Below are 5,756 nucleotides of genomic sequence, written 5' to 3'. Positions count from 1 at the left end.
GCAAGGCCCGCCGCAGGTCGGAGAGCAAGACGTCGAGGTAGGAAGAGCGCTTGAGCAGGCCGGACTTCTCGTCGGTGACGGCCAGGGTCTTCATCAGACTGCGCAGGCGGGCGTTGTTCACCGCCAGCACCATCTGGTCTGCGATGGTCTTTAGCACCACCACGTCGGTCTGCCGCCACTGGTGCCCGGGGGTACACTGCTCCAGGATCATCACGCCCACGTGCTCTTCGCCGTCCACCAGAGGGACAGCCAGCACCGACTGGATGCCCAGGGTGGCGATGACCGCCTTGATGGGCGCCAGCTCGGGAGCGTTGGGAGCGTTGGCGATGGTGACCAGTCCGTTGGGCACCGCCAGCCCCTGCAGCACCCCGATGAGCTTGACGATGGCCATCACGTCCGACTGCTTGATGCCCGGGGCACAGTACTCCAGGGCGGCGGAGGGCGGCTTGCCGGGGGTACACAGGCCGGCCACGCAGCGGCTGGCGCCCCAGTGGCGGCCCACGTCGTTGACGGCGGCAAACAGCACGCCCTTCACGTTGCCCTGGCGGTAGATGTTGCGGGTGATCTCGGTGACCTTGGCGATGTTGTCCACCGCCTGCTCGTTGGCCACCGCCTGGGGCAAGGGCGCGGGCGGAGGCGGGGAAGGAGGCGGAGGCGCCGCTCCCTTGGCCGCGGCCGCAGCCGGAGCCGCCGGGGTGGCGGCGGGCGCGGGCGTCGCCGGCGCGGGTGCCGCCCCGGGAGCCATGCCGGCGTTGATGTACAGGGTGCGCAGCTTCTCGTTGCGCTCCTCTTCGCGGGGAAAGAGCTTCTGGATGCGCTGCAGGCGCTCCACCGCGCGCGAGCGCATGGAGTACTGGATGAAGATCTCCGCCTGCAGCATCAGGTCTTCCAGCACCGTGGTCTCGCCCTCGGCCTCGGCGCCGGGGGTGGTGCTCTGCTCCTCGCCCGCCTGGATCACGGAGCCGAAGCGGTGGGCGATTGCGTTGAAGCGGTTGCCGTCGATCTTGCCGCGCAGCATCTCCAGGCGCTTCTGGTGGCCGCCTTCGTAGGGATCGACCTCGGCGGCGCGGTCGAGGCAGTCGCCCGCCTTGAGGAAGTTGCCGGCCGCGTAGTACAGCTCGAAGAGCTTGAGCAAGGTGTTGCAGTAGTCATGCTCGCGGTTGGCGGAGTCGAAGAGCCTGACCATGTACTCCAGCACCTCGGTGCCGGAGGCACGCTGGTCGGTGACATCCTTCATCAGGCCGACGAATTCGCGGCGCCGTCCGGCCTTGTGCTCGTGCTCCTCCAGCCGCCGGGCCAGTTCCAGGGCCTTGTCCTGGTGATCGCTGGCGATCAGCCCCCCGATCACGGCCATGACCTCGTCGATCTGCTTGGGATTGTGCTCGAACAGCTCCCAGACGTAGGGCTCGGCCTCCAGGGCGCGGCCGGCGGCGACCAGGGCGCGGGCGTAGGCCTCGCGGTAGTCAGGGGTGCTGTCGGCGGGGGTGGCGATGGGCTCCAGGATGGTGATGGCCTTGGCGGCGTTGCCGCGGGCCAGCAAGCCGCGCCCGTAGGCCAGCGCCACGTCGCGGTTGGAGCCGTCGAGCGAGTAGGCGCGCTCGTACCAGGCGTAGCCATCGCCCTCCTTCTGCTCCAACTGCCCGGCATCGAAGAAGGCCTGGGCGGCGGCCGGGTTGTCGCCCACCTGGGTGGCCAACTCGCCCAGTTGGCGGAAGTTCTCCAGCTTGGGCTCCAGCACCACCATGCGGCGCAGCGCGCCCACGGCGTCGGCCTTGCGGCCGGCGGAGACCAGCGTCCGCACGGCCGTGTGGTAGGCCTCCAGCGACTCCTCCTTGCGGGTCTTCTCGGTGAGCTGGGCGAAGCGCACTGTCTGCTCCACCTTGGGAGACTGCAGACGGGCCAGCTTCTTGTAGGTGATGGCGGCCTTGGTGGCGTCGCCGATGGCCGCCTGCCGGTCGAAGATCTCCGCCAGCAGCATAGCGGCGTCCTGGGTGCGGTTCAGGTTGAGGCAGAGATCGGCGGCGGTCTGGCTGACCTGGTCGTTGTTGGGATCGTCCTCCAGGATGCCGAGGTACTCCTCCAGGGCGTCGGCCTGCTTGCCCTTCTGCAGGTACTTCTCGGCTTTTTCCAAGCGCTTGGAGATGTCAGCCATGGAGACGTCGGGGCACGATGGCGTGGGGGCGTGCGTATTCTATGCGCAAGCCAAGGCCCCCAGCAATCACAGCAGCTCGATTTTATCTTAGCGGAAGCGCGGGCGGATGCCCACGCGGGAAAAGGTACACCGGCGTCATCGGCCTTCTGGAATCCGCCGCCGCCGTGATAGGTTGCTGCCCCATGTCACGGGAACGACCAGGCACACCGCCCTCGGAAGCCTCCGAGACCGGGCTGAAGAAGCAGCTCAGCGCCGGACAGATGGCGATGCTGGGTGTGGGCGGCTCCATCGGAACCGGGCTGCTGATGGGCTCGGGAGCGGCCATCCCCATCGCCGGGCCGGCGGTCATCGTGAGCTTCCTGCTGGCCGCGGCCATCACCTGGACGGTGACCATGGCGCTGGGCGAGATGGCCAGCGTACATCCCGCCGCCGGCTCCTTCGGGCTCTACGCCGAGATCTACCTCCATCCCTGGGCGGGATTCATCTCGCGCTACGGCTACTGGCTGGCCATCGCCATCGCCATCGGCGGGGAGATGGTGGCGGCGGCCCTGTGCATGCGAGTGTGGCTGCCGCAGGTGCCCGCCCTGGCCTGGGTGGCCCTGTTCTCCCTCCTGCTGATCGGCGTCAACCTGCGCCCGGTGGGAGACCTGGGCCGCTTCGAGTACTGGTTCGCCATGTTCAAGCTGGTCACCATCCTGGCTTTCGTAGTGCTGGGAGCGGGATTGCTGGGGAGCGGGCAGGTGGCCCCGCAGTACACGGCGCAGGGCGGCTTCTTCCCCCGCGGGCGGCTGGCGCCGCTGCTGGCCATGTCGTTCTCCCTGTTCACCTTCGCCGGCATCGAGATGGTGGCCATTTCTTCCGGCGAGGCGCGCGGGGTGCGCGAGATCGCGCGCGCGGTGCGGCTCACCTTCGGCCTGCTGGCGGTGGTCTACCTGGGAGCCATCGCGGTGCTGGTGGGGGTGATGCCATGGAACGCGGTGGCGCGGGAGGTGAGCGAGAGCCCCTTCGTCACCGTCTTCCAGCACGTGGGGCTGCCGGCAGCCTCCCACGTGATGAACTTCGTGGTGCTGAGCGCGGCGCTCTCCGGAGCCAACGCCAGCCTCTACGTGGACTCGCGCATGCTCTTCTCGCTGGCCCGCGGCGGCTACGCGCCGGCGGTCTTCGGGCGGCTCAACCCGGCGGGCTCGCCGCTGGCGGCGCTGCTGGCCTCCTCCTTCGGCGTGGTGCTGGCCCTGGGGATGGAGAAGTGGGCGCCGCAGTCGGCCTTCGTCTACCTGCTGGGAGCGGCCCTGTTCGGGGCCATGCTGGCGTGGCTGGTGGCCCTGGCCGCTCACCTCGTCTTCCGGCGGCGACTGACCGCGGAGCAGGTGGCGGCGCTGCCCCTGCGCTCGCGCGGCGGAGCCTGGCTCTCGGCCGCGGGCTTCGCCGCCATCGTCGTCTCCCTGGTCGCGACCTGGTGGTACTCGCGCGTGACCGTGGTCAGCGGCGTGCTCTACCTGGGGATTCTGAGCGCGGCGTACCTGGCCGCAAGGCCTAAGAGATTGGGGAATTGAGTAATCGGGTAATCGGGTAATCGGAAGCGTAGCGGCGTCCGGTTCTGCAATTACTCAATTCCCCGATCACCCAATTACTCAATTCTCCGCTTTCGCCATTACAATTCGCCTATGCCCGACGACCTGCTCCGCTACCGCCCCGAGTTCCCCATCCTGGAGAAGACCGTCTACATGATCTCCAACAGCCTGGGGGCGATGCCGCGCGGGGTCTACGACGCCCTGCGCGACTACGCCGAGGGCTGGGCCACGCGCGGGGTGCGCGCCTGGGACGAGTGGTGGCCGCTGGCCGCGGAGGTGGGCGACCAGATCGGCGCGCTCATGAACGCCCCCGCGGGTTCGGTCTCGGTGCACATGAACGTCACTCTGTGCCAGGCGGTGGTGGCCTCCTGCTTCGATTTCAGCGGCCGGCGCAACAAGGTCGTCTACAGCGACATGAACTTCCCCTCGGTGATGTACTTCTGGGAGGCGCAGCGCGCGCGGGGCGCGCGCGTGCACATGGTGAAGACCGACGACGGCATCACTGTGCCGCTGGAGCGCATGCTCAACGCCATCGACGAGGAAACCCTGCTGGTGCCCATGTCGCACGTGATCTTCCGCAGCGCCTACATCCAGGACGCCCAAGCCATCGTGGAGAAGGCGCACCGCGTGGGTGCGCACGTGCTGCTCGACACCTTCCAGTCCCTGGGCACGGTGCCGGTGGACGTGCGGAAGCTCGGCGTGGACTTCACCACCGGCGGAGTATTGAAGTGGCTGTGCGGCGGCCCCGGCGTGGCTTATCTGTACGTCCGCCCCGACCTGGGAGCGCGGCTCGAGCCCCGGCTGACGGGATGGATGGCCCACCAGGAGCCCTTCGCCTTCGAAGTCGGCGCGCAGCGCTACACCGCGCCGCCCTACCGCTTCATGAACGGGACTCCCAACGTACCCGCGCTCTATGCTGCGCGCCCGGGACTGAAGATCGTGGCCGAGGCGGGGGTGGAGCGCATCCGGGAAAAGTCGCAACGGCAGACGGCGCGGCTGATGGCGCTGGCCGACGCGCGCGGCTGGCGCGTGAACACCCCGCGCGACCCGGAGCGCCGCGGCGGCACCGTCTCCCTCGATATGCCCGGCTCCAAGGAAGTCTGCGCCGAATTGCTCCAGCGCGGCGTGCTGGTGGACTGGCGCCCCCGGGCCGGGGTCCGCTTCGCTCCCCACTTCTACACCAGCGACGACGAGCTGAACCGCGCTATCGCGGTGGCGGACGAGATCCTGAGCGCGCGTCCGGCCGCCGACTCGTTCCCCGTGGAGCGATCGTGCTGAAGCTGCGCGCGAGATCCTTCGGCCCTGAAGGACCTCAGGATGACGCCCTCGCGCCGGGGCGGGATGGCGCCGAGGCCGGGACTGGGGATTTACGGCCCGGCCGCCCCCGGGGTATGATGCCCGCAGATTCCCCTCAAGTTGTGGCGCGAGACGGCCGCTGGGTCGGCCGCTGAACCATGAATCTGGCCGTGGTCATCCTGGCTGCCTGGCTGTCCTCGAGCGACAGCGATCCCCTCATCTACACCATGATCGGTGCCGTGCTGGGCGTCTACCTGTTCATCCGCGGCTTCCGCGCTCTGCAGCGCAAGCGCCTCATCATGGACACGCCCACCGCCAAAGTGCGCAGCGCCGCCATCGGCCTGGTCGAATTGCAGGGCGCCGCGGTGGGGCCCTTCACCTTCACCGCGCCCATCACCCGCGTGCCCTGCTTCTACCACCGCACCGAACTCTACAAGTGGGTGCAGCGCGGCAAGAGCAGCGAGTGGGAGAAGATCGCGGACGAGTGCCGCCACGTCCCCTTCTACCTGAAGGACCCGACCGGCATGGTGCTGGTGGACCCCAACGGCGCGGAGATGGAACTGCACTGCGACTTCAAACAGGAATTCCACCACTCGCTGTTCGGTTCCAGCTCCATCCCCGGGCCGGTGGCGGAGTTCATGGGCCGCTACGGCGTGGGCAGCAGCAACACCATCAAGATCGAGGAGCACTGCATCAAGCCCGATAACGCCCTCTTCATCCTGGGGACGCTGGCCACC

General features: G+C 68.5%; 4 protein-coding genes. 3 read left to right on the top strand and 1 reads right to left on the bottom strand.

Features of this window, described 5'->3' with window-relative positions:
- Positions 1-2,152, bottom strand: a 2,152-nt coding sequence (locus tag VEG08_04755; protein ID HXZ27294.1) for a GAF domain-containing protein, incomplete at its 3' end; no start/stop codon positions are given.
- 182 nt (positions 2,153-2,334) lie between these two features.
- On the opposite strand from VEG08_04755, the gene VEG08_04750 reads away from it, so the two are divergent.
- The 3 genes from VEG08_04750 to VEG08_04740 all read left to right on the top strand — a co-directional run.
- Positions 2,335-3,705, top strand: coding sequence for an amino acid permease (locus tag VEG08_04750; GenBank protein ID HXZ27293.1), 1,371 nt, complete (start codon positions 2,335-2,337; stop codon positions 3,703-3,705).
- A 111-nt stretch (positions 3,706-3,816) separates the two neighbouring features.
- Entirely contained in the window at positions 3,817-5,001 is a 1,185-nt protein-coding gene (locus VEG08_04745) for an aminotransferase class V-fold PLP-dependent enzyme (GenBank protein ID HXZ27292.1), read from the top strand.
- Positions 5,002-5,177: 176 nt separating this feature from the next.
- Positions 5,178-5,756 (top strand): GIDE domain-containing protein (locus VEG08_04740; protein HXZ27291.1); only part of this gene is annotated, 579 nt, incomplete at its 3' end.

The organism is Terriglobales bacterium (assembly GCA_035624475.1).
GTDB lineage: Bacteria > Acidobacteriota > Terriglobia > Terriglobales > Acidobacteriaceae > DASPRL01.
Note: the sequence above shows the minus strand (reverse complement) of the source record. Positions and strands in the feature narration are given on the sequence as shown.

Excerpts from the sequence above, each read along its gene's own strand:
- VEG08_04745 (HXZ27292.1), top strand. The coding sequence starts at position 3,817 with ATGCCCGACGACCTGCTCCGCTACCGCCCCGAGTTCCCCATCCTGGAG.
- VEG08_04750 (HXZ27293.1), top strand. The coding sequence starts at position 2,335 with ATGTCACGGGAACGACCAGGCACACCGCCCTCGGAAGCCTCCGAGACC.